This window comes from Pseudarthrobacter sp. 902506025 (genome assembly GCF_040702325.1).
Classification (GTDB): Bacteria; Actinomycetota; Actinomycetes; order Actinomycetales; family Micrococcaceae; genus Arthrobacter.
On sequence record NZ_JBFBKW010000015.1, the window covers coordinates 22493 to 49386 of the forward strand.

The 26894-nt window shown below is 66.3% G+C and carries 24 protein-coding genes; 4 read left to right on the forward strand and 20 right to left on the reverse strand.

The features are described from left to right. Positions 1–77: 77 nt before the first annotated feature. The 19 genes from AB0280_RS20125 to dinB form a co-directional block, all read right to left on the reverse strand. Entirely contained in the window at positions 78–365 is a 288-nt protein-coding gene (locus AB0280_RS20125; RefSeq protein WP_307489682.1) for a YggT family protein, read from the reverse strand. A gap of 136 nt (positions 366–501) precedes the next feature. Further along, positions 502–1032: a cell division protein SepF gene (locus AB0280_RS20130; RefSeq protein ID WP_142121297.1), complete on the reverse strand. Its 531-nt coding sequence runs from the start codon at positions 1030–1032 to the stop codon at positions 502–504. 90 nt (positions 1033–1122) lie between these two features. Beyond that, a complete protein-coding gene (locus AB0280_RS20135; RefSeq protein ID WP_366368533.1) occupies positions 1123–1884 on the reverse strand; it encodes a YggS family pyridoxal phosphate-dependent enzyme in 762 nt (253 codons plus the stop codon). Next, positions 1877–2566 (reverse strand): peptidoglycan editing factor PgeF, encoded by a 690-nt coding sequence (gene pgeF, locus AB0280_RS20140; protein ID WP_307489686.1) that lies wholly within the window; start codon positions 2564–2566, stop codon positions 1877–1879. The genes AB0280_RS20135 and pgeF overlap by 8 nt, the downstream gene beginning before the upstream one ends. A gap of 8 nt (positions 2567–2574) precedes the next feature. Continuing rightward, a complete protein-coding gene (gene ftsZ / locus AB0280_RS20145) occupies positions 2575–3828 on the reverse strand; it encodes a cell division protein FtsZ (protein WP_307489688.1) in 1254 nt (417 codons plus the stop codon). A 184-nt stretch (positions 3829–4012) separates the two neighbouring features. Next, entirely contained in the window at positions 4013–4939 is a 927-nt protein-coding gene (locus tag AB0280_RS20150) for a cell division protein FtsQ/DivIB (RefSeq protein WP_425328629.1), read from the reverse strand. Continuing rightward, the gene (gene murC, locus AB0280_RS20155) at positions 4932–6308 is read right to left on the reverse strand and encodes a UDP-N-acetylmuramate--L-alanine ligase (RefSeq protein WP_366368536.1); all 1377 of its coding nucleotides are present in this window, start codon (positions 6306–6308) and stop codon (positions 4932–4934) included. The genes AB0280_RS20150 and murC overlap by 8 nt, the downstream gene beginning before the upstream one ends. Then, positions 6305–7405, reverse strand: coding sequence for an undecaprenyldiphospho-muramoylpentapeptide beta-N-acetylglucosaminyltransferase (gene murG / locus AB0280_RS20160; protein WP_307489694.1), 1101 nt, complete (start codon positions 7403–7405; stop codon positions 6305–6307). The genes murC and murG overlap by 4 nt, the downstream gene beginning before the upstream one ends. A gap of 6 nt (positions 7406–7411) precedes the next feature. After that, positions 7412–8746 (reverse strand): putative lipid II flippase FtsW, encoded by a 1335-nt coding sequence (gene ftsW / locus AB0280_RS20165; RefSeq protein WP_307489696.1) that lies wholly within the window; start codon positions 8744–8746, stop codon positions 7412–7414. A gap of 2 nt (positions 8747–8748) precedes the next feature. Then, positions 8749–10326, reverse strand: coding sequence for a UDP-N-acetylmuramoyl-L-alanine--D-glutamate ligase (murD, locus tag AB0280_RS20170; protein WP_224025672.1), 1578 nt, complete (start codon positions 10324–10326; stop codon positions 8749–8751). After that, positions 10308–11417, reverse strand: a complete 1110-nt coding sequence (gene mraY, locus AB0280_RS20175; RefSeq protein WP_159632243.1) for a phospho-N-acetylmuramoyl-pentapeptide-transferase — start codon at positions 11415–11417, stop codon at positions 10308–10310. The genes murD and mraY overlap by 19 nt, the downstream gene beginning before the upstream one ends. Then, positions 11414–12877: a UDP-N-acetylmuramoyl-tripeptide--D-alanyl-D-alanine ligase gene (locus AB0280_RS20180; protein WP_366368539.1), complete on the reverse strand. Its 1464-nt coding sequence runs from the start codon at positions 12875–12877 to the stop codon at positions 11414–11416. The genes mraY and AB0280_RS20180 overlap by 4 nt, the downstream gene beginning before the upstream one ends. A 6-nt stretch (positions 12878–12883) precedes the next feature. After that, positions 12884–14515, reverse strand: coding sequence for a UDP-N-acetylmuramoyl-L-alanyl-D-glutamate--2,6-diaminopimelate ligase (locus AB0280_RS20185; protein WP_159632245.1), 1632 nt, complete (start codon positions 14513–14515; stop codon positions 12884–12886). Between the two features lie 96 nt (positions 14516–14611). Beyond that, positions 14612–16414, reverse strand: a complete 1803-nt coding sequence (locus AB0280_RS20190; RefSeq protein ID WP_224025670.1) for a peptidoglycan D,D-transpeptidase FtsI family protein — start codon at positions 16412–16414, stop codon at positions 14612–14614. A gap of 48 nt (positions 16415–16462) precedes the next feature. Next, positions 16463–17170 (reverse strand): hypothetical protein, encoded by a 708-nt coding sequence (locus AB0280_RS20195; RefSeq protein WP_366368542.1) that lies wholly within the window; start codon positions 17168–17170, stop codon positions 16463–16465. Beyond that, positions 17167–18159 (reverse strand): 16S rRNA (cytosine(1402)-N(4))-methyltransferase RsmH, encoded by a 993-nt coding sequence (gene rsmH, locus AB0280_RS20200; RefSeq protein WP_159632248.1) that lies wholly within the window; start codon positions 18157–18159, stop codon positions 17167–17169. Before rsmH ends, AB0280_RS20195 begins: the two co-directional genes overlap by 4 nt. A gap of 166 nt (positions 18160–18325) precedes the next feature. Further along, a complete protein-coding gene (mraZ, locus tag AB0280_RS20205; RefSeq protein ID WP_018763545.1) occupies positions 18326–18754 on the reverse strand; it encodes a division/cell wall cluster transcriptional repressor MraZ in 429 nt (142 codons plus the stop codon). A 364-nt stretch (positions 18755–19118) separates the two neighbouring features. Continuing rightward, on the reverse strand, positions 19119–19490 hold the full coding sequence (locus AB0280_RS20210; RefSeq protein ID WP_366368544.1) for a DUF3040 domain-containing protein: 372 nt from the start codon (positions 19488–19490) through the stop codon (positions 19119–19121). A 252-nt stretch (positions 19491–19742) separates the two neighbouring features. Then, a complete protein-coding gene (dinB, locus tag AB0280_RS20215; RefSeq protein WP_366368566.1) occupies positions 19743–20975 on the reverse strand; it encodes a DNA polymerase IV in 1233 nt (410 codons plus the stop codon). A 126-nt stretch (positions 20976–21101) separates the two neighbouring features. Between dinB and AB0280_RS20220 the strand changes: the two genes are divergently transcribed. Continuing rightward, positions 21102–21626 carry a hypothetical protein gene (locus AB0280_RS20220; RefSeq protein ID WP_159632250.1) on the forward strand — a complete coding sequence of 175 codons (525 nt, stop codon included), beginning with the start codon at positions 21102–21104 and terminating at the stop codon, positions 21624–21626. Next, positions 21623–22717: a polyprenyl synthetase family protein gene (locus AB0280_RS20225; protein ID WP_224025668.1), complete on the forward strand. Its 1095-nt coding sequence runs from the start codon at positions 21623–21625 to the stop codon at positions 22715–22717. The genes AB0280_RS20220 and AB0280_RS20225 overlap by 4 nt, the downstream gene beginning before the upstream one ends. Positions 22718–22726: 9 nt before the next feature. Here AB0280_RS20225 and AB0280_RS20230 read toward each other — a convergent pair whose 3' ends face one another. Next, entirely contained in the window at positions 22727–23080 is a 354-nt protein-coding gene (locus AB0280_RS20230) for an Rv2175c family DNA-binding protein (RefSeq protein ID WP_201302431.1), read from the reverse strand. 249 nt (positions 23081–23329) lie between these two features. On the opposite strand from AB0280_RS20230, the gene AB0280_RS20235 reads away from it, so the two are divergent. Both AB0280_RS20235 and pknB read left to right on the forward strand, forming a co-directional pair. After that, the gene (locus tag AB0280_RS20235) at positions 23330–24730 is read left to right on the forward strand and encodes a lytic transglycosylase domain-containing protein (RefSeq protein ID WP_275182058.1); all 1401 of its coding nucleotides are present in this window, start codon (positions 23330–23332) and stop codon (positions 24728–24730) included. Positions 24731–24832: 102 nt separating this feature from the next. After that, positions 24833–26851, forward strand: coding sequence for a Stk1 family PASTA domain-containing Ser/Thr kinase (gene pknB, locus AB0280_RS20240; protein ID WP_366368547.1), 2019 nt, complete (start codon positions 24833–24835; stop codon positions 26849–26851). The last annotated feature ends 43 nt before the right edge of the window (positions 26852–26894 follow it).

Sequence of the window (26894 nt, forward strand, 5' to 3'; positions counted from 1 at the left end):
AAACGGGAGGTTTCTTCGCTTTACAGTAGCCGTTCCGGGAAGGAACACACTGCATTGCGGGGTCCGGCGGGGAAAAATCAGGCCAGTCCCCTGGTGACGCTCATCGCGATACTGACGCCGATGAACAGGATCAGGAAGCCAAGGTCCAGGGAGACGCCGCCGAGGCGGAGTGGCGGAATCAGCCTCCGCAGCCCCTTCAGTGGCGGGTCCGTGATGGAGTAGACGGTGTGGGCCACCACCAGGGCCGCGCCCCGGGGCCGCCATTCCCGCGCAAACATCTGTACCCAGTCGAAGACCAGGCGGATGATGAGGGCCACAAAGAACAGCAGCAGGGCGAGATAGAGAAGTCCGAAAACAATTCCCATGACTTATTTCATATCTCCATATTCGTGCGGCCGGTTCATTGCGTGCGGCCGCTGTAGTACTGCTGTTGTCTTGTCTATTTCAGCACAGATGCCAGGCAGGTGTCCCTGCCTGGCATCTCCGTGCAGCCGATGGCGCTTAGCTCTGGTTGAAGAAGCTGGCCTGCGTATCGCTGGCCTTCTTGTCGTCACCGATCACTTCGACGTAGGACGGTGAGAGCAGGAACACCTTGTTGGTGACCCGTTCAATGCTTCCCCGCAGGCCAAAGACGAGCCCTGCCGAGAAGTCGACCAGGCGCTTGGCATCGGCCTCGCCCATGTCCGTGACGTTCATGATCACCGGGATGCCGTCCCGGAAGCTCTCGCCGATGAGCTTGGCATCGTTGTAGGAGCGGGGGTGGATGGTGGTGATCTGGCGCAGACCGGTGTTCTCTTCGCGGCTCGAGGCCGCACGCTTAATGGGGGTCACAGGGGCGCGGTATTCCTCTTCAGGGGCGTAGGACGCCTCGCGGCTGACTTCGCGGACCGGCGCCGGAGCACGGCGTTCCTCGCGGTCAACTTCCATCGGTTCGTCCTCATCCTTACGTGTGGTCTGTTGCTCGGACTCGTAATGCTCATCGCCGTCGGCGAGCCCAAGATAGATCATTGTCTTGCGCAGAGCGCCGGCCATGGTCGACTCCTAATCGTGTCCCGTAAGCGGGCCGCCCAATGATTTGACAGCACTGGAGTCCCCCGCCCATCACTTCCAATAGGTCCGACGCTACCCCACGGCAGGACGGGAACCGAGAATATCGGAACCGATTCGCAGGTGTGTCGCCCCGAACCTGATGGCCGCCTCGAGGTCCTGGCTCATGCCTGCCGAGATGCCGGTGGCTGCGGGGTAGGCTGCGACCAGCCGGGCGGAAATCCCGGCGAGCTTTTCGAACGCCGGTTCAGGCGGCGCTCCCAGCGGCGCAACGGCCATGACGCCGGCCAGGTTCAGGCTGTCAGCCGCGGCGATCCGCTCTGCCAGGAGGGGCACGTCGGCGGGGATTGCCCCGCCACGGTGCGTGCCGCCGTCGCCGTCGTGTTCTCTTTCCTCAAGGCTGACCTGGATGAAGCAGTCCAGCGGGGACCGGCCGTTGGAGTCCATCTCGTTCCGCACAGCCTTTGCCAGCGCATCCACGAGCTGCGGCCGGTCCACCGAGTGGACTGCGGCTGCGTAGCGCGCCACGGATTTGGCCTTCTTTGTCTGCAGCTGGCCAACGAAGTGCCAGGTCAGGTCCAGATCGGCGAGCTCCAGCGCCTTGGCAGCGGCCTCCTGGTCCCGGTTTTCGCCGACGTCGGTGATTCCGAGGGCGGCCAGGCGCCGGATGTCCTCTGCCGGGTGGAACTTGGTGACCACGATCAGCGAGGGCGGACGGTCTCTGCGGCCGGCGGTGCCGGCGGCATCGGCGATCCGCTTCCGCACCACGGCGAGCCGTTCGGCGAGTTCCGCGCTGCGGGGATCATTTCCCTGCCCGCTGCCCGGCCGCTCAGTCATGGCACCAGACCAGGCCGGCGAAGCGGCCCGTGTTCCGGTCCCGCCGGTACGAATAGAGCGTTTCCGTCTCCAGCGTGCAGGAACCGGCATACTCCACCTCGACGCCGGAAGCCTCCAGCTGGGCGCGTGCGCCGGCGGGAAGGTCCAGCGCCGGCGTTCCCCAGGCGGTGGTGCTCCGTGTCTCCGGAACCAGAGCCGACACCTCGTCGCGCAGGGCTGCGGGGACTTCGTAGCAGGACCCGCAGATCGATGGTCCCAGCCAGGCACGGATCCGGGACGCACCCAGCGACTTCATGCCGTCCACAGCGGCCGGAAGGACACCGTTTGCGATGCCGGGCCGCCCGGCATGCACGGCGGCAAGGACGGGCCCGTGTGCGGACTCCCCCGCCAGCAGCACCGGAATGCAGTCCGCCACCATGACCGCCAGGGGCAGGCCATGGGACACCATGGCATCGGCCTCAGGGGCAGGTGACCCGGCGTCCATGATCACCACGGTGTTGCCGTGGACCTGGTTCATGAAGCGCAGCGAGCCGGGCGCCGCCGCGATGGACTCTTCCAGGCGCGACCGGCGCTCCTGGACCGCGGCGGGATCGTCCCCCACGTGCAGGGCGAGGTTTCCCGCCCCCGCATCGGTAAATGCGGCCGACACCCCCGGGAGGATGTCGGCGCGCCAGTGGAACAAGCCGCTGCCTACTTCAGGAAGTCGGGAACATCCAGGTCATCCGGGTGGGTGCCGGTCATGTCCGGCTCCACCACGGACGGCAGGTCGACGTCGAAGCCGGAGTCCGCCGGAACGGCCTGCGGGCGCTGCTGACCCCAGTTGCTGAGGCCCGCAGCGCCGACGCCTGCGTGGATCGGCTGGACGTTCTGCTGGTGGGTCCCGTTGCCCTGGTGGTTTCCGCTCTGCGGGTGCGCCGAAGCCGGAGCAGCAGCAGGGGCGGCCGGCCGCTGGGGCGCGGCCTGCGGCTGGGACTGGTCCATGGAGGGCGAGGTGGCCTTGACGTCGTCAAAACCCGCGGCAATCACGGTGACGCGTGCTTCATCACCAAGGGCGTCGTCGATGACGGCACCGAAAATGATGTTTGCCTCGGGGTGGGCCACTTCCTGGACCAGGCGGGCAGCCTCGTTGATTTCAAACAGGCCCAGGTCCGAGCCACCCTGGATGGACAGCAGCACGCCGTGGGCGCCGTCGATGGATGCTTCCAGCAGGGGCGAGGCAATGGCCAGTTCGGCCGCCTTGACGGCGCGGTCTTCGCCGCGGGCCGAACCGATGCCCATGAGGGCCGAGCCGGCACCCTGCATGACGGACTTGACGTCCGCGAAGTCAAGGTTGATCAGGCCGGGGGTGGTGATGAGGTCGGTGATGCCCTGGACACCGGACAGCAGGACCTGGTCGGCGGAGCGGAACGCGTCAAGGACGGACACGTTGCGGTCGCTGATGGACAGCAGGCGGTCGTTGGGGATCACGATGAGGGTATCCACCTCGTCGCGCAGGGCGTCGATGCCTGCCTCTGCCGAACCGGCACGGCGGCGGCCTTCGAAGGTGAAGGGACGGGTGACCACGCCAATGGTCAGGGCACCGAGCGAGCGGGCGATCCGGGCGACGACGGGCGCGCCACCGGTGCCCGTGCCGCCACCCTCACCGGCGGTGACGAAGACCATGTCGGCGCCACGGAGGACTTCCTCGATCTCGTCCGCGTGGTCCTCGGCGGCCTGCTTGCCTACCTCGGGGTTGGCGCCTGCACCGAGGCCACGGGTCAGCTCGCGTCCGACGTCGAGCTTCACGTCGGCGTCGCTCATGAGCAGGGCCTGGGCGTCGGTGTTGATGGCGATGAATTCAACACCCCTGAGGCCGACCTCGATCATGCGGTTGACTGCGTTCACGCCACCGCCGCCGATGCCGACGACTTTGATGACGGCCAAGTAATTCTGCGGAGCTGCCACGTTACGTGTCCCTTGTTCGTGTCTTATTGCGAAAACTGATGGTGAGCTTGAAACCCTCAACCCTAACCCTCCGGTTGAAGGTTAGAGTTATGTCAAGTAACTCTTGTCTGTGACGGTATTTCCTCTGGTTCCGACATTCAATAACCGGGTCCGCGTGTCGGATTAATACCGGGAAAGAAAGCGCTCAGCGCGTCACGGGGTGCCGGGGCACACTGACATCGTAGACCCTGACCGGGTTCTTAGGGTCCGCCGGAGCCTTGAGGAGGGCGGCCAGGACCTTGGCCTTGAGCTCCTTCTCCGAGGCGTTGCCCCACACGATTGTCTGGCCGTCAACGAGCTTGAGTTCCACGGCATCGACGGACTGCGCGGACGCGTTGGACAGCTTCGCCAGGACGTCGGCCGGCAGGGCACCCAGCACTGCGGCCGTGGCGCGGAACAGGTCCTGTCCGATCGCACCGGCACCGCCGTCGATGACCGGCAGCGATGCCGTCGCTGGATCGTCGGTGGTGGCCAGCTGGACGCCGTCGACGTCCACCAGCTGGTACTGCTCCCCCTGCTTGACCAGCGCCACGGGCACCCGCTCATGCACGGCAACGGCGAGGGTGGACGGCGGCCGGGCCTCGACGGACACGGATTTGACCTGGACCAAAGAGCCGAGGAGCCCGCGGACGTCGTCGTCGCTGATCTGGGGCAGCGGCTTGCCGCGCAGTGGCTCCAGCGCCGTCTGCACCTGGGCCGGGGTGACGAAGTGCGTGCCCGTCACCGAGATGGTCTGCAGGGCCAGCACCGGCGAATAGATGGCGGCTGCCAGCAGTCCCACCACCAGCGCAACCACTGTTCCGGCAGCTGTCAGGACTTTCTTCCTGCGGCGCCGGCCTTTGGGCTCGGGGAAGGCCAGCACCGTTGCCCCGGAGGGTTTCTCCGCCTTCGCCGGCTTGTGCGCCGGCGCCTGGTCCGGGATGCTCCGGGATGCCGTGATCACATCGCCACCTGTGGAGGCGCCCGGCGTCCCGGACGATCGGGGCTCTTTCTCCGCACTTTCCTCGGGCGCTGCGTCGGGGCGGCCATTCCTCCGGGGCGGGGCGTAGGTGGGACGGCGGGAGCTAGGCACGCAGCGCCTCCACAATCCGCGGGCCGTAAGACGTGACGTCACCGGCACCGACGGTCAGGACGACGTCCCCGTCCGCGGCGGCCTTGGCCAGGGTTTCGACGGCGTCGGCTCCCTCTGCCAGCCGTCCGCCCGCTGTGAGGTGGTCGGCAATGAGCTGGCTGGTGACGCCCGGAATGGGATCCTCCCTGGCGGGGTAGATGTCCAGGACCAGGGCGGTATCGGCAAGGTTGAGGGCGTCTGCGAACTGCGCCGCGAACTCCCGGGTGCGGGAAAACAGGTGCGGCTGGAACAGGACGTGGACCTTGTGGCCGCCTGCCACCGAACGCGCGGCGGTGAGGGCGGCACGGACTTCCGTGGGGTGGTGGGCGTAGTCGTCGAAGACCCGGACGCCCCGTACCGATCCCTTCAGTTCGAAGCGCCGCGAGGCGCCGGCGAAGTGGGCCAGGCCGGCGGCGGCAGCGGCCGGGTCCACGCCGAGTTCAAGGGCGACGGCGAAGGCGGCGGCCGCGTTCAGCGCGTTGTGGCGGCCGGGTACCTGCAGTGACAGCCCGTACCGGGCGCCGTGTGCCGATACCGCGACGTGGCCCGGGCCGTCGTCGTGCAGCCGGACGTCCGCGGCCTCGCTGGTGCCGTACAGGAGCACCCGGGTGTTGCCCCTGGCCCTGGTGCGCTCGGCCAGGGCCAGCGCCCCGGCGTCGTCCGCGCAGGCCACCAGGAGGCCGTCCGCGGGCAGCAGCGCCGTGAAGCGGTCGAAGGACTCGTACACGGCTTCGGCCGTGCCGTAGTAGTCAAGGTGGTCGGGCTCCACGTTGGTGACGACGGCGATGCGGGGCCGGTAGTTCAGGAAGGATCCGTCGGATTCGTCGGCCTCGGCCACGAAGATGCCGGACGTGCCATGCGCGGCGTTGACGCCAAGCGCGGGGATGTTGGCGCCGACCGCGAACGACGGGTCCAGGCCCGCCGCCTGCAGCAGCACGGTGACCATGGACGTGGTGGTCGACTTGCCGTGCGTTCCGGCCACCGTGACCACGGTGTCATCACCCATGGTGGCGGCCAGCGCCTGGGACCGGTGCAGCACGGGCAGGCCCGCCGTGCGGGCTGCCGCCAGTTCGGGGTTGTCTTCACGGATTGCCGATCCGGCCACCACGGTCTGCGCGTCCGCCAGGTTGCCGGCGGCGTACCCGACGGCGATGCGTGCACCGGCCGCGGCGAGGTCCACCATCACGGGCAGGTCCTTGGCGTCGGAGCCGCTGACCGGGACGCCGCGCGCCACCATGATGCGGGCCACGGCAGACATTCCTACTCCCCCAATGCCGATGAAGTGCACCTTGCCAAGGGATTCCAGGCCGGGGGTGTTATGGGCGTTCATGCAGATACCGCTTCCAGGACAAGACCAGCCATGCGCTGGTCGGCGTTTCGGATGCCGAGCCGGTACGACTTCGCTTCCATGGCGGCAAGCCGTGCTTTATCGGTGATCAGCGGAACCAGCTCGCGCGCAACCCATTCCGGAGTGAAGTCACGGTCGGCAACGAGTACTGCGCCTCCTGCGGAGACCAAACCCGCTGCGTTCAGTGCCTGCTCCCCGTTGCCGATGGGCAGGGGCACCAGGACCGCCGGCACGCCGACGGCAGCGACCTCACAGACCGTGGCAGCCCCGGACCGGGCCAGCAGAAGGTCGGCCGCGGCGTAGGCACGTTCCATGCCGTCGATGTACTCCACCTGCCGGTAACCCTCAGCGGCAAGAGGCTGCCCGGCCGGGTCCAGGACGGTTTTTCCTCGGCCGGTGACGTGGAGGGTCTGGATACCGGCCTCCGCAAGGAGGGCCACGGAGGCAGCGATGGTCCGGTTGATGCTCTGCGCGCCGGAGGACCCGCCGGTGACGATCAGGGTGGGCTGGTGGGGATCCAGCCCCAGGGCCTCGCGTGCGGCGGTGCGGGCAGTCTTCCGGTCCAGGCCGGAAATCTCCTTGCGCATGGGCATGCCCACGTGCACCGCGTTGCGGAGCGGAGTGCCCTCGAAAGCCACAGCCACCCGGCCCTTGAGGAAGGCCCCCACCCGGTTGGCCAGTCCCGGCCGGGCGTTCGCCTCATGGATCACCAGGGGTATGCCGCGCTTCCGCGCGGCCAGGTACATGGGTGTGCAGACGTATCCGCCGACGCCCACCAGCACGTCGGCGTGCGCCCGGTCCAGGATGGCGCCGGCCTGCCGGACGGCACCGGCGAGCCGGGCCGGCAGGCGGAGCAGGTCAGCGGATGGCCTGCGGGGAAACGGCACCCGGTCGATCGTGGCAAGCTGGACGCCGGCGGCGGGAACCAGCCGGGTTTCCATTCCCGACGGCGTTCCGACCGCCAGGATTGAAGCGTCGGGGGCTTCGCTGCGCAGGGCCGCCGCGATGGCAAGCAACGGGCTGATATGGCCGGCTGTTCCGCCACCGGCCAGGACGATGGAAGGTTGTGTCGGTGTCATCTGGGGTTAGGCACGCTTTCTGGAATTCTTTGGTTGGTTCTTGTCCCGCCCCGGCCGGAGCTTGAACTTCAGCATCCGCTTGGGTCGCATGGCAGGCGCCATCTGCTCCCGGGCCAGGGAGAGGACCACCCCCACCGCACACAGCGACATCAGCAGGGCCGAACCGCCGTAGGAGATGAACGGCAGCGGAACACCGATGACGGGCATGAGGCCGGTGACCACGGACATGTTCACGGTGGCCTGGCCCAGCAGCCAGACCATGATGGTGCCGGCAAGGACCCGGTGGAACATGTCCTCCTGTGCCACCACCACGCGGTAAATGGCAGCGCCGAGGATGGCGAAGAGGATCAGGACGACGACGGTGCCCACCAGGCCGAGTTCCTCGCCGATGATGGCGAAGATGAAGTCGTTGTGGGCTTCGGGAATCCAGCTGTACTTTTGCCGGCTCTGCCCGAGGCCTACGCCCAGCCAGCCTCCGGATGCCAGGCCGTACATGCCGTTGGTGGCCTGGTAGTTGGCGTCAATCCCGTCGGCGCAGGACTGGCCGGTCCACCAGGAGGTGATGCGGCACATGCGGTTTGAACTGGTGACGGCCATGACTGCGGTGCCGGCGGCGGCGATGATGCCTGCGATGCCGAACAGGTAGAGCGGAACGCCGGCGAAGAACAGGGCCGCTGCCATGATCATCATGATGATCATGGCAGTCCCCAGGTCGTTGCCCACCAGGATCAGGACGATGACGATGGCTGCCATGGGTATGGCGGGTACCAGCACGTGCTGCCATTTGCCCAGCAGCTTGCCCTTTCGGGCCAGCACCGTGGCCAGCCAGAGGGCAAGGGCCAGTTTGGCCGCCTCGGAAGGCTGGAAGGTGATGCCGCCAAGGTCGATCCAGTTCCGGTTGCCGTTGATCTCGGTGCCCACCACCTGGACCAGGCCCAGGAGCAGGACGGCTGCCCCCACGGCGGGCCAGGCGAGGCGCTTCAGCCAGACAACGTTGATGCGTGAGAGCACGAACATGGTGAAGATGCCGATCGCGGCGAAGACTCCCTGCTTGAGGGCATCGCCATAAGGGGACTTGCCGGCGGCGATTGATTCAACGCTCGAGGCGGAGAGAACCATCATGATGCCAATGGCGGTCAGGGCCAGGGTGGCACCAAGGATGAGGTAGTAGGTGGAGCCGTTCCGGGACTTGCCCGTGCCCTCAAGCGCGGACCAGAAGCGGCGGTACAAGGTCCGCAGTTTTGCGCCGGCCGCGGCGGGCTGCCGGATGGCGGTTGAGCCGGGGCGGGGTTTGGCGCCCTTCGGCTTAACACCCTGCTGCCGGGTGGGCGTGCTGACCATTGTTACTCCTCGCCGGTCTGGGCCTGCCCTTCCACCAGCTCGCGGACAGCGTCGATGAAAGTACCACCACGGTGAGCGTAGGAAGAGAACTGATCCATGGAAGCAGCTGCCGGAGCCATGAGCACGGTATCGCCGGATTCGGCGAGCCGGGCCGCAGACGCAACGGCCCAGGACATCACCTGTTCTCCGTTGCCGGGGGTACCGGCAGTGGTGCCGCCGGGCGCCGAAGCAGTCTCCACTCCTTCAGTGTCACCTGCCCCCGGTTCGATCACCGGGACATCCGGCGCGTGTCGCTGGAGGGCTTCGCGGAGGTGCGACGTGTCTGTTCCGATCAGGACCACGGCCTTGAGCCGCGCTGCGTGATCCCGCACCAGGTCGTCATAGCTCACGCCTTTTGAGAGGCCGCCGGCAATCCAGACCACGTTGCTGAAAGCTGACAGGGATGCCGACGCGGCATGGGGGTTGGTGGCTTTGGAGTCGTTGACCCACAGGACACCGTTCAGGCGGGCCACAGGCTGGATGCGGTGGTCGCCGGGCACGTAGTCCAGGATGCCCTGGCGCACAGCCTTGGGTTCCACGCCGTACGCGCGCACCAGGCCGGCCGCGGCAAGGGCGTTGGCCACCATGTGGCGCGGGGCCAGCGGTCCAAGGTCGGCCATGGAGGCGAGTTCGGCTGCGCTGTCCTTGCGTTCTTCGATGAAGGCCCGGTCCACCAGCAGCCCTTCCACCACTCCGAGCATGCTGATGGCCGGCGTCAGTGTGGTGAAGCCAACGGCGCGGCAGCCCTCCACCACGTCGGCGTTTTCCACCATGCGTTCGGTTTCCACCTGCTCGGCGTTGTAGATGCAGGCTTTTTGGGTCCGCTCGTAGACCTTCGCCTTGTCGGCCAGGTAGGAATCATAGGAGCCGTGCCAGTCAACGTGGTCTTCGGCCACGTTGAGGCAGACGCTGGCAACAGGCGACACCGATTCCGTCCAGTGCAGCTGGAAGCTGGAAAGTTCCACCGCGAAGACGTCGTACTCCACGGGATCCCGAAGGGCATCAAGGATGGGGGTGCCCACGTTGCCCACAGCGATGGCTTTGAGTCCTGCGGCCCGCAGCATCGATTCCGTGAGTCCCACCGTGGTGGTCTTGCCGTTGGTGCCGGTGATGGCCAGCCAGTCGGCCGTCTTCCGGCCTTCCCTGATCCGCACGCGCCAGGCAAGTTCGACGTCGCCCCACACCGGGATGTGCTTCCGTGCCGCGGCCGCCAGGAGGGCCTGATCTGGGCGCCACCCGGGCGAGGTCACGATCAGTTCCGGCAGTTCGCCGTCGATCCGCGGGAGGTGGGTCACCGCGTCGGGGCCCAGCAGGACATCGGCGGCGCCGACGATTTTCAGGGTGTCGGCGTGTGCACGTGCGGTGTCGCTGGTGGCGGCGTCCACCACCACGACGCGGGCGCCGAGCTCGATCAGGGTGTCCGCGGCCGCGAAGCCGGAGACGCCGATGCCCGTCACGGCGACGCGCAGGCCGGCCCAGTCGGAGTCCCAGGAGACAAGGTTTGCCAGGCGGGGGGAAACGGTCACAGCAGTACAACCCATTCAGCGTAGAAGATGCCCAGGCCAACGGCGACGAAGAGTCCGCCAAGGATCCAGAACCGGACGACGACGGTCACTTCGGCCCAGCCCTTCAACTCAAAGTGGTGCTGCAGCGGCGCCATCTTGAACACACGTTTACCGCCGGTTGCCTTGAAGTAGCCCACCTGGATGATGACGGACAGCGTGATCAGCACAAAGAGGCCACCCACGATGCCCAGCAACAGTTCGGTGCGGGACAGGATGGCGAATCCGGCTACGGCGCCGCCGATGGCCAGCGACCCCGTGTCGCCCATGAAGATCTTCGCCGGGGAGGTGTTCCACCAGAGGAACCCCACCAGGGCGGCGCTGAGGATGGCCGCCAGAAGGGCGAGGTCCAGCGGGTCCCTGACGAGGTAGCAGCCGCTGCCGGCCTCCCGGGGGGAACCGCAGGCCTGGTTGCTCTGCCAGATGCCCATGAGGGTGTAGGCGCCGAAGACCATGATGGAGGCACCGGCGGCAAGGCCGTCCAATCCGTCGGTCAGGTTCACCCCGTTCGTGGCTGCGGTGACGATCAGGTTGGACCAGATGACGAACAGAATCGCGCCGAGGACGGTGCCGCCAAAGGCGAGGTCGAGCCAGGGCAGGTCGCGGACCAGGGAAATCTTTGTCGACGCCGGCGTCAGCCCGGCGCTGTTGGGGAAGTTCAATGCCAGGATGGCGAAGACGATGCCGACGGCCGCCTGGAGGATGAGCTTGGCTTTGGCGTTCAGGCCCAAACTCCGCTGCCGGGAGATCTTGATGAAGTCGTCCAGGAATCCCACCAGGCCCATGCCCACCATGAGGAACAGCAGGATGAGTGCTGAGGCCGAGGGGCCGGGTGAGTCGGGGTTCATCATCAGCATGATGAGGTGGGTGAGTCCGTAACTCAGCAGTACTGCGGCCACCACGACGGTGCCGCCCATGGTGGGCGTCCCGCGCTTGGTGTGGTGGGAGGTGGGGCCGTCGTCACGGATGAACTGGCCGTAGCCGCGGTGCACCAGCAGGCGGATGAACAGCGGGGTGCCCACCAGGGCAAAGAGCAGGGCCAGGCCTGCGCCGATCAATAGAGCAATCACAGCAGAGTGCTCCTTTCGTCGGCAGGGGTGGGGGCTGGGGGTAATGCTATCCGATCGCCCAAATGGCGGAGTCCAACGCTGTTGGAGGACTTGAACAGCACCAGGTCGCCCGGCTCGAGTTCTGCGTCCAGGACGTCGTAGGCCTCATCGAGCGTCTCCGCGAAGAGGCATTCGTCGCCCCAGGATCCCTCCTGCACGGCGGAGACGTAGAGGGCCCTCGCTTCCCGGCCCACTACCAGCAGCCGTGAGATGTTAAGGCGGACAACCTGGGTGCCTACGGCGGTGTGCTCGCGGATGGAGTCCTCGCCGAGTTCCAGCATGGCCCCCAGCACGGCCCAGGTGCGCCGTCCCCGGCCAAGGTCGGCCAGGGTGCGAAGGGCGGCCCGCATTGATTCGGGGTTGGCGTTGTAGGCATCGTTGATGATGGTGACGCCGTCGTGCCGCTCGGTACGCTCCATGCGCCAGCGGCTGGCTGCTGCCTGGCTGCTCAGTGACTCCGCGATGTGGTCTCCGGGCACGCCTGCGGCCCAGGCCGCTGCGGCGGCTGCCAGCAGGTTCCCCATGTGGTGGGCTCCGATGAGCCTGCTGCTCACGTGGCGGGGAGGGGCGCCGTCGGGAAGTTGGAGATCGAATTCGGGGCTGCCCCCGGCGTTGGTGTCGGCATTCAGGGCCTGCACCTGGGCGTCCTGCCGGCCTTCCGCGGAAAATCCGAGGACCGTGGCCTCGGTGCGGCTGCGCATGGCCGCGACGCGTTCGTCGTCGAAGTTGATGATGGCCGTTCCCTGGGCGGTCAGGCCTTCAACCATTTCGCCCTTGGCCAGCGCGATGTTCCCGACTCCCCCGAACTCGCCGGCGTGTGCGGTGCCCACTGCCAGGACAACTCCGATGTCCGGCTTGACCATCTCCGCAAGGTAGCGGATGTGGCCAATGCCGGTGGCCCCCATTTCAATGACCAGGTAGCGGGTATCAGTGCCCGCCCGGAAGACCGTGAGCGGGACGCCCACCTCGCCGTTGTAGGAGCCCTGGGGCGCCACGGTGTTGCCCTGCGTTGCCAGGACTCCGGCCAGCAGGTCCTTGGTGGTGGTCTTGCCGGCTGAACCGGTGATGCCCACAACCGTCAGCTGGCTTCCCGCTTCTGCACGGGCGGCACGGATGCGGCGGACGGCTTCGGCGGCGAGGGCTCCCATCGCCAGGACGGCGTCGGGAACCATGATGGAGGGGTAGGCGGTGCCGTCGGGGCCGGGTACGGGGCGCTCGACAAGTGCCAGGACCGCACCGGCAGCGAACGCTGCGTCAATGAAATCGTGGCCGTCGGCGTGCTCGCCCGGCTTCGCGACGTAAAGCGAACCCTGGATGGCTTCGCGTGAATCCGTCACCACCGAGAGGGGCGTAATTCCGGGATCGGCGTCCAGGCGCCCGCTGGTGATTTCGGCGATTTCCGCCGCAGTAAATGCAATCATCTCGGTCTAGGACTCTATCCGGTCGTCTTGGAGAACGTTGAATCCCCTGGCTGTCAAGGCGGTGCGCAGTTCAACCCTGTCGTCCAGGGCGAGGTTAACGCCCTTCACTTCCTGCCATACCTCGTGGCCGCGTCCCGCGACGAGAATGCTGTCCTGGGGGCGTGCCAGGGCCACGGCATGCCGGATGGCTTCCTCCCGCGGGAAGACCTCCAGCACTTCGGCGCCCAGGGACTCCGTCTCCACGGCATCACGCGCCCCGGCCAGCACGTCGGCGCGGATCGCTGCCGCGTCCTCGTCGTGCGGGTCGTCGTCGGTAATGATTACGGTGTCTGCGAGCCGGGCAGCGATGGCACCCATTGCCGGGCGTTTGCCCTGGTCCCGCTGTCCCGTGGCACCGAAAACGACGATCAGGCGCGAGTCCGGTTCCGGGGATTTGACGGCTTCCAGCGCCCTGGCCAGGGCGTCGGTGTTGTGCGCAAAGTCCACCACGGCAGCAGGCCGGTCGGAGATCAGCTGCATGCGTCCGGGCACGGCGACGGTGAAGGGGTCGGCGTGGTCCAGGGCCGCCTGCAGGTCGGAGAGTCCGACGCCGGACGCCAGCACCATGAGCACGGCCAGGGCAGCGTTCGCGACGTTGAAGCTGCCGGGCAGTCCGGTGTGGACGTCCAGGACGGCGCCGTCCGGACCCGCGAGGGTGAAGCTGGTCCCGAGGCCACGCGGCGAGGCCGAGGTAACGGTCCAGTCCGCCGGGCCCGAGCCGCTGGTGCTGAGGGTGGTGACCGGCACCTGGGCGCTGCCGGCCAGCCGCCGGCCCCATTCGTCGTCGACCGTTACTACTGCCTGCCGGGCACGCCCTGGAGTGAAAAGCTCTGCCTTGGTGGCGAAGTACTCCTCCATGGTGTTGTGCAGGTCCAGGTGGTCCTGGGTCAGGTTGGTGAACCCGGCCACGTCGAAGACAAGTCCGTCCACCCGCTGGTAGGAGATGGCATGCGAGGACACTTCCATGGCCGCGGCGTCGAGCCCCCGTTCGTGCATGAGGGCGATGAGGCCGTGGACATCGGTCGATTCCGGCGTCGTGAGAAGGCTGGGAATCGCCTGCCCGCCGGCCAGGATCTCGATTGTCCCGATCAGCCCGGTCTGCCGGCCCAGGGCACGCAGCAGCGAGGTGACGAAGTAGGTGGTGGTGGTCTTCCCGTTGGTGCCGGTCACGCCGAAAAGCTGCAGCGGGCGGCCGTCCGCGGACTGGCTGCGGTAGATCATGGAAGAGAGTGGCCCCACCTCGTTGCGGGGTTTCGCGACGACGAGCACGGGAACCGGCGTGTCCGCGGACAGGGCAAGCAGGCGCGCACCAGCGTCGTCCGTCAGAACGGCCACCGCCCCGGCGCCGATGGCGTCCCTGGCAAAGTCAGCGCCGTGCCTGCTGGCGCCCGGCAACGCCACATACAGGTCGCCGGGCTCCACGGTGCGGGAGTTGAGGGATATGCCTGTGATTTCCACGTCAGCAGCAGGAGCGGGCACGGCTACGCCAAGGGCCTGCCCGACGGCGGCCAGCGGGACGGGTGCGACGGCTTCAGGCCGGAAGCGGCCTGCGCTTTCATCCCGGGCAGCATCGCTGCCGGGCGTGGTGAACTCTGACAAGGGAATCTCCGATGGTGCTAGTGCGTGCCCGGCATGGTTCGGCCCGGGCACTGTGATGCGCTGGATGCTGCTGGTACTTCCGGCCTGGAACAGCCGCTATTTGGCGTACTGGGGCATCCTGGCCGGCTCGCCGGTTGAAGGCTGGACGTTGTAGGTCCGCAGCGTCTGGCTCATAACGGAGCGGAACACCGGTCCGTTGGTGATGCCGTAGATGCTGCCCTTCGGCCGCTGGAGCACCACCTCCACAATAAACCGCGGATCATCCATCGGCGCCATTCCCACGATGGAGGCCGTGTAGCCGCAGTAGCCGGACTTGCCGTCGTCGCAGGGCGATTCGGACGTACCCGTCTTGGCTCCTACGCGGTAGCCGTCGATGCCCGCGTCCTTGATTTCGCCCTCGGTGACGGCGCTTTCCAGGATGTCCTGGACCTGCTGGGCCGTGCTGTCCGAAACGACCTGCCGGGAGGGCTGTGCCGGTACCTTCTCCTCAGTCCCGTCCGGGGAAATGTAGGAGTCGATCAGCCGTGGCTGCAGCATCACGCCGTTGTTCGCGATGCTCTGGTAGGCCCGGACCGTCTGGAGGGTGGACTGCGAAACGCCCTGCCCGAACAGGACGGTGTACTGCTGGCGCCCGTCCCACTGGTCCGGGGGCGAGAGGATGCCGGATGCCGTTGCGGGAAGTCCGATGTCCGGCGCCTCGCCAATGCCGAACTTCTTCAGCCAGTCGTAGCGCTGTTCCTTACTCAGCCGCTGGCCGGCCATCACGGTTCCGGTGTTCATGGAGTACCCGATGATTCCCGCCAGCGTCCGTTCCTCGGTGCCGTGCGTAAACGCGTCGCTGAACGTCTGGCCGTCCACGGTGTAGGTGGGCGGAATGGTGAACGTGTCCAGTGGCTTGGCGAGGCCTTCATCGATGACAGCCGCGGCGGTCATCATCTTCTCCACCGAGCCGGGCTCATACGCTGCGGTCACGGAGCGGACGCCGCGGTCCTTCGCTGCCACCAGCCCGGGGTTGTTGGGATCCGGGGAGTTGGTGTCCGCCAGGGCAAGCAGGTTGCCGGTCTTGGCGTCCATGACGATGATGACGCCCCATTCGGCGCTCAGTTTGTCCGCCTGGCTTTGGATGGCCTGCTGGGCAAAGTACTGCAGGTCGGAGTTGAGGGTGAGTTTGACGTCCTTGCCGTTCTGGGGCGGGGTCAGCTCGTCAAGGCCCACGGGGATGCGGAGCCCGTCCGCTCCGATCTCGAACAGGCGCTTGCCGTCCGTTCCCTTCAGCTTGTCGTCCTGTGTCTGCTCAATGCCGGCCAGCCCGGTGGTCCCGTCCTGGAGGAATCCCACCACTCCCCCAGCGACCGCACCGTTAGGGTAGACGCGCTTGCTCACGCCTTCGGCCACAATGCCCGGGACCTGCAGCTTGGAGATACGGTCCTCAACGTCGGGCTTCACGTCCTTGGCCACGATGTAATACGGCTGCTGCCCGGTGACGGCGTCCCTGACCGCATTGGTGTCCATGCCCAGGGCCGAGGCGAGTTCGGAGATTGCCTGGTCGCGGCTGACATCCACCAGCTTTTCGTGGCCGTCGGTTTGTTCCAGCCGCTTGTAGGAGTCGGTTTTCGTGTTGACGCGCTGGTCAACCACGATGTTGTAGCGAATCACGCTGTTGGCCAGGACGGTGCCGCGCGAGTCCAGGATGCTGCCCCGCTCGGCCGGCAGGATGGCGGACGTCATCCGGCTGTTCAGGGCTGCTTCGGCCATGCCGCCGACGTCCAGCCCCTGGACCAGGAACAGCTTTCCGCCCACCACCAGCAGGAGTGTGAGCATGATGCCCAGCCCCAGCCGCAAGCGCTTCGTGGCGTTGGGTACCTTGCTTTTTCCTGCCGTGCCGGTCGTCTTCGCCACCGTGTATTTCCTTGCTGCTCGACGCTGCTGCCTTACCTGCCTGCCGGCCTACTGTCCGGGGACCTTCTGCTGCGGCGCCGGGACGGAGCCGCCGTGAAGTTCGGGGGCCGGCTTCGCCGCAGCTGCTGCGGCCTGTGCCGCTGCAGCCGCCTGGGCTGCAGCTGCCTGGGCGGCATCGGCGGAGGGAGCCGCGGCAGCAGCGGCGCCGGTGGCCGGCGCGGCGGCCTTGTCACCGGCTGCCCCCTTGGCGTCCGCGCTCTTCGCCGGCGGCACGATCAGCTGCCCTGCCACGGCGGGCGACGGGATGACTGCTCCTGTTGCCGCGCCCTTGACCGCGGGGGTGGCCTTTCCTGTTACTGACAGTGTCGACAGGTCGATCTGGCCCTTCACGGTCGACGCCACCATGCCCAGCTCCGTGGCCTTGGCCGCGAGGTTCTGCGGGGCCTCGTAGCTCTGCACCTGCTGGGTAAGGTCCTGGTTTGCCTTGGTCAGCGAGCTCTGCTTGGCACGCAGCTCCACCAGCTGGTATTGCGCGGTGGACACCGAGATGTTCAGGACCAACACCGCAACCAGCGCCACTGCGAGCATGGCAAAGCACAGCACGACGAAGGGTGCACGCCGTTTCCGCGGGGCCGAGCGGACCACGGAGAGCGGTGTGCGCGCTTTTTGTCCCCCGCCGGGTTTGCCTGCCTGCCTCGTATCGGGCGCCGAGCTGCCGGAAACAACGGGAAAGTTCTTGACGGCGGCGGTGCTCATGCAGCTCTCCTGGCTCTGATTCGTTCTGCCGCGCGGAGCCTGGCGGAGGCGGCGCGCGGGTTTTCGGCGATTTCGACGGCGGTGGGCACCTCAGTGCCTTTGGTCAGGGTCTTGAGTTCGGGCTTGTGTTCTTCCAGCTCCACCGGGAAACCAAGGGGAGCCGAAGACTTGGAGCGGGACTGGAAAACACCTTTGACGATCTTGTCCTCCAGTGAGTGGTAAGACATGACCACGATGCGGCCGCCGAGGGCCAGTGAATCGACGGCGGCAGGAACTGCCCGTTCCAGGACGTCGAGCTCTTCGTTGACCTCGATCCGCAAAGCCTGGAAGGTCCTTTTGGCGGGATGTCCACCGGACTTCGCAGCGGACGCCGGAACCACGGAACGGATCTGCTCCACCAGTTCGCCGGTGGTAGTGAAGGGCTTGGCCGCACGCGCTGAGACGATCCTGTTGGCGATCCGCCCGGCAAACTTTTCCTCGCCCCACTTGCGGATGATCCGGACCAGGTCCTCTTCGCTGTATGTATTGACCACGTCCGCGGCGGTTTGGCCCCGGCTGGTATCCATGCGCATGTCCAGCGGCGCGTCGAAAGAGTAGGCGAAGCCGCGCTCACGCTCGTCCAGCTGCAGGGACGAGACACCCAGGTCCATGAGGATTCCGTGGGCTTCGGCCACGCCGAGGTCTGCCAGGACGTCCTGGATCTCGTCATACACGGCGTGCACCAGGTCAGTCCGGGCGGCGAACGGAGCAAGCCGTTCCCCCGCGAGGGCCAGCGCTTCCTCGTCCCGGTCGATGCCGATGAGGTGGAGGTCGGGAAACCTCTGCAGCATGGCCTCCGAGTGCCCGCCCATGCCCAGGGTGGTGTCGACGGCAACGGGGGTCTCGCCGCGCAGCCGTGCCGCTTCGAATCCCGGTGCCAACAAATTGATGCACCGGTCGCGAAGGACCGGTACATGGCGTTCGGACGTGGGCTTGGGTTGATCGGTCATGCCTGGTCCTTTCCCGCCGTCGTTGTCCCCTGGATGCTTCTGGGATCAGATCCCCATCCGCGCCTACCGTTCCGCCCGCCTGGCTCCGGGGAAGGTGAGCCAGGTTGGCAGCCGATGGGCCGGCTGGAGATCTCATCCAAGAAACCTCTGCCGCCCGTTCCGGAATTCAGAGAATGCCCGGAATGGGATCGTCAGTTTCGGAAAAGGCCGTCTCCTTCTCCGCGAGGTATTCATTCCAAGCCTGGGCGTCCCAGATCTCGGCGCGGGTACCGGCGCCGATGACGGCAAGTTCCCTTCCGAGTCCTGCATACTCCCGGAGCGCCGGTGGAATGGTCACGCGCCCCTGCTTGTCAGGTACCTCGTCAGAGGCTCCAGAGAGAAAGACGCGGATGTAATCACGTGCCTGCTTGGAGGAGATTGGAGCCTCCCGCATCTGCTCGTGGACCCGCGCAAATTCCTTCTCGCTGAAGACGTAGATGCAACGCTCCTGGCCCCTTGTAAGCACCAGGCCGCTGGCAAGCTCCTCGCGGAACTTAGCGGGGAGAATGATCCGTCCCTTTTCATCCAGACGCGGCGAGTGAGTGCCCAGAAACACTGGCCCACCGCCTGTCCGCCGTCAGGAACTGCACATCCCCTATGTTGCAACCACCCTCTTATGTCCTCCACATTACTCCACTTTCCACCACAGTCAACGCAAAACGTGCCGTTGCGGCCCCCAAATATGGGCATAGTCCCTTGAAATGCCGCGGATTGGATGCGGTGGTGGGAAGTGGAGGAAATTTCGGCATCCGCGGCGCCGGCTGAATTCGGCCAGCCGGCAGGAGCCACGGAATTTTCGGGGAATTGCCGATTAAATAGGAAAAGACCCGCCGGAGCGGGTCTTTTCCTGCGGCCCCCTGTTGCGGGGGGAGCGAAATGGAGGAGCCTGGGGCCGGATAGCGGCCGGGCTTCCGTAGTGCCTAGGGTTCACCCCTGCGGCGCTCGTCCCACCGCTCTTCAAGGCTGCTCATAAACGAACTCCTTTGCCTGCCGGGCTTTCCCCCGCCGGCCTTGGACCCGGCTTTGCCACGGGAACTGCGCATGGTGGCGAAGTAAACGCCCCCGCCCATGACCACGAAGCCCAGCACTCCCACAAAGATGTTCTGGAGGGTGACCCCGACCAGAAGCAGGAAGACGCCGGCCAACGCGCCGAGAACCCCAATGACCACATGCCTGGTTGACCATGAACGCCCCGGGTCCGAACCCATGGAGTTCGCAAATTTCGGGTCGTCCTCGTGAAGCTGCTTTTCAAGCTGCTCAAGCAGCTTCTGTTCGTGCTCCGACAGCGGCATCACGACCTCCTTTTGTAGGCCAACGTCCGGGCTGATCCCAGCCATAACTTCTACTCCGATGAACGCCTGCTGTTGCTGGAAAGTTCCCGCTTGGCCAGCCATTGCCAAAACGGGAACCCAGCATGCAGTCGCGGGAGCGGAAGCATGTCCAAGAGGGTCCGGCAGTAAGTCCATTCACTCGAAACTATGTACCTCTAAGGATAGATTGTTGAGGGCTGATCTGAAAGACGGCAATGACTTCGGCGGACCCCGTCAGGCGGGCCGTTGCGTGCTGTCCCCCGGCCGGTTTTCCGGCTCCATCAGGCGGGCCGGAAGGACCGATTTGTTGCCGAATTTGCGCGCCACCTCGTCCAGTGCCTGCTCGGCCGCGCGCCAGTTGTCATCCCTGCGGTCAATGCTCAGCTGGAGCGAGGTCCGGGCCGTTTCCTCGAGCTGCTCGGCCCTGACCCCCACCAGCCGGACGGCCATGGCCCTGATCCCGACGGACTCCAGGAGCTGGAGTGCCACCGCGTAGATCAATTGGGCGCTGTCCACTGGTGTCTGGACGGTCCTGCTCCTGGTGATCGTGGAAAAGTCGGCGAACCGCAGCTTCAGTGCCACGGTCCGGGCCACCATCCCGGAACTCCGCAGACGGCCCGCGGTCCGGTGCGAAAGCCGCAGCAGTTCCCGGCGAAGGAGGGCGTCGTCGTCGGTATCCGTGGCAAAGGTCTCTTCCGCTCCGATGCTCTTTTCCAGCCGCACCGGCGTGACGGGACGGGGATCGATGCCCCAGGCAAGCTGGTGAACGTGCTCCCCCGTAGCGCCCAGGACCTTCTTCAGCGACGACACCGGGGTTGCGGCGACGTCCGCCACGGTGCTGATCCCCATCTTTGCCAGGACCTCTTTGGTCTTGGCACCGACACCCCAGAGCGCACCCACGGGCAAACTGTGCAGGTAGGGCACGGTCTGGTCCGGTCCGATGAGCAGCAGGCCGTCGGGCTTGCACCGGGTGGACGCGATCTTGGCAACGAACTTGGTCTCGGCAATCCCGACCGAGGCGGTGATGCCAAGTTCCGCTGCGACCCGGCGCCGGATCAGCTCGCCAATTCCCCTGGGCGGCCCCAGCCGCCGCAGGGCTCCTGTAACGTCCAGGAAGGCTTCATCGACGCTGAGCGGCTCCACGAGTCCCGTGATGGATTCAAAGATGGCCATCAGCTGCCCGGACACCTCGTAGTAGAGCTTGTGCCGGGGTTCGATCACTACTGCCTGCGGACACATCCGCATGGCCACGGCCATGGGCATCGCGGATTTGACGCCAAAGGCCCGGGCCTCGTAAGACCCCGAGAGAACCACGGAGCGCTCCCCCGGGAAGCCGACGATGACGGGCTTGCCGCGAAGTTCGGGGCGCGTGCGCAGCTCCACGGAGACAAAGAAAGCGTCCATGTCTACGTGCATGATGCACGTGCGCCGCCGGGCCGGAGGGCGCGCGGCGGATGCCTGGTTCATACCTGCGGGCCCCACGGCTGCCATCCTATCGGTTTGTGCGGGCTGCCCTTGTTTGTCGGGAGAGCACCGCAGGCTGGCTAAACTGGAGGCTGGTTCCGCCCCCACAACACCAGGAGGAAAGTCGTCGTGACGGCTATTGGATACTTCAAGCCGGCTGGCCTCGCCGCGCTTGCCGCCGCCGGAGCGCTGGTCTTGGCTGCCTGCAGCCAGGCCCCGTCCGGACAAGCCGAGCCAGCCCAATCCGCTTCCGTCGCCGCCACTCAGTCCTCCCTGACAGCCTCGCCGAGCCCCTCGGCGTCGCCCAATACCTCGGCAACCGTTGGCGCCGTGGTGGAGGGCTTTCCGCAGCAGCTCCTCCCGCTGATGACCGGTGCAACGGTGGTGTCCAGCAGCTTTGACAAGGCGTCTTCCCCGTCCACGGCGGCACTCGTGGGAACCGTCAAAGCGCCCACCGCCTCTGTCATCGATTTCTACAGCAAGGTTCTGGAGGGCCAGGGTTTCAAGGCCGTTCCGGGCGACAACGTCGGCGGGGTGGCATCCAAGGATTTCGTCCGCGGTGACAACGAGACTGTTAATCTCTCCGTCGTGGAAGCTGCCGGCGTCTCCACCTTCACCATTGGTGCCAACGTGGCTGCTGAGTCGGTAAAGTGACCGCCGCGGAGCAGTTAAGGAATGAACAGGCCGACTTTGTAGCAGGGGTGGCCGGGGAGCTCACAGGCTTCCTGACGGCACGGCAGTCGGTCATGTCCGGCATTTCCCCCGACATCGAACCCATCATGGGCTCGATCTCCAATTTGGTCACCGGCGGCAAGCGCCTCCGGGCGCTGATGTGCTACTGGGGCTGGCGGGGCGCGGGCGGCGAGGCGGGGGCCAGCCAGGTCGTCACGGCCGGTGCCGCACTTGAACTGTTCCAGGCGGCCGCCCTGATCCACGATGACATCATCGACCGTTCGGATACGCGGCGGGGCGGTCCCAGCGTGCACCGCCGTTTCAGCCAGCTGCACACTGCGCAGGGCTGGGCGCTGGACAGCGAACGGTTTGGCCAAGCCGCTGCCATCCTTGCGGGCGACCTTTGCCTTTCCTTCAGCGAAGAGGCGTTCACTGACATCGGCGAACGGGCTGCGTCGGGCAGCCGGGCCAGGCTCATCTTCAACCTCATGCGGGCAGAGGTCATGGCCGGCCAGTACCTGGACATCCTGGAAGAAGTAGCAGGTCCGGTCCGGGACCGGGCCGGTGCCGTCGGCAGGGCCCAGTCGATCATCCGGTTCAAGAGTGCCAAGTACTCCACCGAACACCCCCTGGCCCTGGGTGGGGCCCTGGCCGGAGCCACCAATGAGCTGCTCCGGGGCTACTCGGCATTTGCCCTCCCGCTGGGCGAAGCGTTCCAGCTCCGCGATGACGTCCTGGGCGTGTTTGGTGATCCGCTGACCACCGGGAAGCCGGCCGGCGACGACCTGCGCGAAGGAAAGCGGACGGTTTTGGTGGCACTCGCCCTGGACCAGGCTTCGCCGGAAGAGTCGGCATTCATCGATGCCAGCCTGGGCAGCCCGGATCTGTCAGACGCTGACATCCTGGAGATCCGGCGGATCATCGAGGACTCCGGAGCGCTCCAGGCCACCGAAGTCCTCATCAATGAATTCGGCTCGGCAGCCTTCGATGCACTTGACGGGCTTGAACTGGAAGAGTTGCCCAAAACCGCCCTCCGGAGGCTGGCCGAAGCGACGGTCAGCCGAGCCTCCTGAAGCGGGCTGTTACCAGGCCAGGGTCTGGGCCCTGCGCCTGATTTCCGTCTTGCGGCCCTCACGCAGGGCATCGATGGGGCGGCCACGCAGTGACTCGTCTTGCGTAAACAGCCACACAATAAGGTCCTCGTCTGAATAGCCGGCGTCCGCCAGCACCACGATGGTTCCCTTAAGGCTGTCCACTACCTGGCCGTCCTGGATGAACTCCGCGGGTACCGAGCGGATTTTCCGGTCCCCCACGCGCAAAGCCGCCAGGGAACGCTCGTCAATAAGGCTGTGCACCTTGGTGATTGATACATCCAACAAACGGGCGACGTCGGGCAGCGGCAACCACTCGCCCACCAGGTTTTCTACATTACTCACGGATCAAGGTTGCCACGCCGCCCACCCCGGCGCCTAGTCGGCGCATTTCATTCCGCCCCTGGCCTGGGGACACTCCCAAAAAGAAGCTATTACCCGAATTTCCAAAATTCTTGTGCTATCCGCAAATTCATGAGAGATTCACACACATCACAGTTGTAACACTAATAACTTGAGTCACAGTAGTATCAAGATTGACAGCGGCATCCCCGTCCGCGTCCGCACCCGCAGTTGAGAAGAGGATTCTTTCCGATGACGATGTCCCGCTCGCCCAAGCAGCCCCCCAAGCCGAGTCTGCCGATGATTGCCGCCACCACTGCGGCGCTGCCAGCGGTCGTATTGTCATCTTTGGCCCTCGCCCAGCCGGCGACCGCCCAGCAGCCCGTACGGAACATTCCCAGCAGCCTTGCAGCAGCAATGAAGGCACAGGCTGCAGCGAAAGCGGCCGGCACCGTAATCCCCGCCGCAGTTGTCTCCACCACCATTCCCGCAGCGTTCCAGCCCGCGCAGCCGGCGGCACCCGCCGAGTACACGATCGTCCGTGGGGATACCGTCAGCGGGATCGCCGGCCGGTTCGGCCTGAACACCGGGGACATCCTGAAGCTGAACAACCTGCAGGCCAACACGATCATTTACCCGGGCCAGAAGCTCAAGCTGTCCGGCTCCGCGGAGCCTGCGGCTCCTGCACCCGCCGCTGCACCCGCAGCTCCGGCTCCCGCAGCGCCGGCCCCCGCGGGCGGCGCGACCTACACGGTAAAGCCCGGCGACACCCTTGGTGCCATCGCGGCCAGGCACAACGTCTCCCTCTCGGACGTCTTCGCCTGGAACAACCTCTCCATGCGCTCCATCATCTACCCGGGACAGAAGGTCAAGGTGGGCGGCGGCGATTCCGCACCCGCCCCCGCAGCCCCGGCTCCCGCCGCACCTGCACCCGCACCTGCACCGCTGGCAAATACCGCGGCACCGGCAACGGGCTCGTACACCATTAAGGCCGGCGACACGCTCTCCGCTATCGCGTCGCGCCACGGCGTCAAGCTGTCGGACCTGCTCGCCGCGAACAAGCTGGGCATGACCACGGTTATCTACCCGGGCAGCAAGCTGGTGATTCCCGGGGGCTCCGGCCAGGCAGCACAGCCCGCAGCAGCACCCCAGCCCGCAGCCGCTCCCCTGGTGCCCAGTTCTTTCCTGGGGTTCAGCTACCCGGCCGCTGTCGTCAGCTCCGCCAATGAAAACAAGGCCCTGCTGAACGCCTCGCCCGTTCCCTCGCGGGACGAAATGAAGAACATCGTTGCGGATACGGCACGCCGCATGGGCGTGGACCCCTCCCTGGCTTTGGCTTTCGCCTTCCAGGAATCCGGCTTCAACCAGCGCGCCGTGTCGCCCGCCAACGCGATCGGCACCATGCAGGTCATTCCGAGCTCCGGGCAGTGGGCATCGGACCTGGTTGGACGGAAGCTGAACCTGCTGGATCCGTACGACAACGCCACGGCCGGGGTAGCCATCATCCGGCAGCTCCTGGCCACCAGCAAGGACCAGGACACCGCCATCGCCGGTTACTACCAGGGCCAGTACTCGGTGAGCAAGAACGGTATGTACGACGACACCAAGGCCTACCTGGCGGCCATCAAGGCGCACCAGAAGAACTTCAGCTGAGCTCCGGCCGCTGACCAATTTCATGATTGCGGGTCCGAACCGTTACCGGTTCGGACCCGTTTTCATTTCAGACGCGTTTTGCTGCGGGATTAGGATCGTAAGGTGCAGGAACACGTGTCAGACCCAGTTGTAGGGACGCTGGTGGACAACCGCTATGCCGTCACTTCCAGGATCGCCCGTGGCGGGATGTCCACCGTCTACCTGGCCGTGGACCAAAGGCTGGACCGTGAGGTGGCCCTCAAGGTGCTGCATCCCCACCTCGCAGCAGATGAAAACTTCCTGGGCAGGCTGGGCCGCGAGGCCAAGGCCGCCGCCCGCCTGTCCCATCCGCATGTGGTGGGTGTTTTGGACCAGGGAAACGACGGCGTAACTGCCTACCTCGTCATGGAATACATCAAAGGCCACACGCTCAGGGACGTCCTCCGCGACCGGGGCGCCCTGCCACCCCGGCTGGCGCTGGCACTGATAGATCCGGTGGTGGAGGGGCTGGGGGCGGCACACGCAGCCGGTTTCATCCACCGCGACGTGAAGCCGGAAAACGTCCTGATCGCCGACGACGGCCGGATCAAGATCGGCGACTTCGGCCTCGCCCGTGCCGTGACCAGCTCAACCAGCACCGGAGCCCTGATCGGGACGGTGGCCTACATCTCGCCGGAGCTGGTCCTCGGCAAGCCGGCGGATGCGCGCAGCGACGTCTACTCGGTGGGCATCATGCTGTACGAAATGCTGACCGGGCGGCAGCCGTTCGAGGGCGAAGTACCCATCCAGGTGGCCTACCAGCACGTCAACGGGATGGTCGGGCCGCCGTCGGACCTGGTCCCCCGGCTGGCCGGCGAAGTGGATGAACTGGTGCAGTGGTGTACCGCCAACGATCCCGAGAACCGGCCCGTGGACGGCAACGCGCTGCTCCAGGAGCTGCGCCACATCCGGACCAACCTCACCGATGCGGAGCTGGACCTGCAGCCGCCGGCAGCGGCCGCCGCTGCGTTGCAGCACGCGACGGAAATTCTGGGCCGCACCAGCAATCCGACAACGCTGCTTCCTCCCTCCCGGCCGGCAGCGCCAGCTTACCCGCCCGGGCTTACGCTGCCCGACGACGACGATGCCGACAGCGGCTGGTCTCCCCCGCCGCCGCGGCTGGGCAAGCGGGCGCAGCGGAAAGCGGACCGGGATAGCGAGAAGCTCCGCGCGCTGGCCGCCGCCACACCGGTTCGTACCCTGCGGGAGGGAAATCCGCGCCGGCGGGGCTTCATCTGGGTGGTGGTCCTCATCCTCGCGGCCCTGCTGGCGACGGGCGCGGGCTGGTTCTTCGGCATGGGCCCCGGTGCCGCCGCTGCCGTGCCTGCAGTAGCCAACAAGACAGTGGCACAGGCCCAGCAACTGCTCAACGGGGTGGGCTTCCGCTCCACCACGAGCGACGTCTTCGACGACGACGTGCCCACCGGACTCGTGGTGGGCAGTGAGCCTGCCGCTGGGACGGAAATCCGGAAGTTCCAGCCCGTCTCATTGCTGGTGTCCAAGGGGCCGCAGCTTTTCCCGTTGCCACCACTCACCGGCGGGACTCTGGACGCGGCGAAGAGCGCCCTGAACGCGGCGGAGATGGCGCTGGGGACGGTCACCGAAAAATTTGATGAGGAAGCAGCCGCCGGTACCGTCCTGTCCCAGGATCCCGCTGCCGGCACCCCTGCCCGGCACGGTACTCCCGTGGGACTTACGGTTTCCAAGGGACCGCAGCCTATTGCCGTTCCGTCGGTCGTCGGTAAGGCCGAGGACGACGCCGTCGCCGCGATTGAGGCAGCAGGCCTTACTGCCGAGGTAGCCCCCGACCAGGTGTTCGACCGGAACGTTCCGGAGGGCGCCGTGGTCAGCCAGTCCCCGGCCAACGGGACGCTGACCAGGGGCGGCACGGTGACCGTGACCATTTCCAAGGGCCCGAAGATGGTGGCTGTCCCCAGCTTCATCGGCAAGCAGGCCTCGGAGGCACGCAAGGCGCTCGAAGCACTGGGCTTCCAGGTCCGGGTGAACAACATCCTGGGTGGCTTCTTCGGCACCGTGCGGGACCAGTCGCCGGTGGACCGGGAGGTCCCGGAAGGCTCCGTCGTCACCATCACGGTGGTGTAGTCCAGGTGGGCAGGCATCAGCCTGCCCACCTGGAACCGTTTGG